General features: G+C 74.5%; 1 protein-coding gene. It reads right to left on the reverse strand.

The features are described from left to right. Positions 1–77: 77 nt before the first annotated feature. Positions 78–755, reverse strand: coding sequence for a flagellar hook assembly protein FlgD (locus E2C05_RS32150; protein ID WP_133223641.1), 678 nt, complete (start codon positions 753–755; stop codon positions 78–80). Between the last annotated feature and the right edge of the window lie 131 nt (positions 756–886).

Genomic DNA, 886 nt, shown 5'->3' on the forward strand with positions numbered 1-886 from the left:
GCGGCGTGCCGGCCCCGCCGGAGCCCGACCCGTGGCGCCCAGGGCCGGCCCGGGCCGCGCGCCGCCGCCAGCCCGGCCTATTGCCCGTCCAGCCGGCGGACCGAGTCGAAGCCGACCGACAGGCCGCCGAGCGCCAGCCGCAGGTCGCCATTCTGCCGCTCCGCCGCGGTGGCGCGGCCGAGCACCGTGGCGGCGACCGTCTGCTTCGCGCCGCTCTCGTCCCGCCCGGCCACCGCGAAGCGATAGGCGCCGTCCGGAAGCTGCCGTCCGGCCGCGTCCTTGCCGTCCCAGTTCCAGGTCTGCGCCGCGCTGCCCAGCCTCACCTCCTGCGTCCGCAGGGTGCGGCCGGCATTGTCGAGGATGGTCACCGTCGCGCGCGTCGCGGTGCCGGCCGCCGGCAGGTGCAGGGACCCGACGCCGCCCTGCACGGTCAGCCTGTCGCTGTCCACCTCCACCATCTTCCCCATCAGCGGCGCCGCGGCGGTCAGTTGCGACGCCTGCTGCAGGTTGATCAGCTTCTCCAGGTTGCCGTTCATGCTGATCTGCTGCTCGACCGAGGCGAACTGCACCAGCTGCTGGGTCATGGTTTCCGTGTCCATGGCCTTGGTGGGGTCCTGGTTCTTCAGCTGCGTCGTCAGCAGCGTGAGGAAGGTGTTGAAGTCGCCGCCGATGCCGGTGGACTTCCCGGCGGTCGACTGGCTGCTGGTGGCGGCCGTGGCGGTGGTCGCGGCTGTCGTTGCGGCGGTGGTCGTCATGGTGCGGCTTCCCTTCAGACGGCGATGTCGAGCAGCGAGAGCGCCTGCGGCCGCGGCCGCGCGCCGGGCGTCGCGCTGGCGGCGGGCGCCTCCGGCAGCGGGGCGCGGTGCGGGGTGGACTCGCGCCGCGC

This window comes from Paracraurococcus ruber, from assembly GCF_004353985.1.
Taxonomy (GTDB): Bacteria; Pseudomonadota; Alphaproteobacteria; order Acetobacterales; family Acetobacteraceae; genus Paracraurococcus; species Paracraurococcus ruber.

Excerpts from the sequence above, each read along its gene's own strand:
- E2C05_RS32150 (WP_133223641.1), bottom strand. The coding sequence starts at position 755 with ATGACGACCACCGCCGCAACGACAGCCGCGACCACCGCCACGGCCGCC.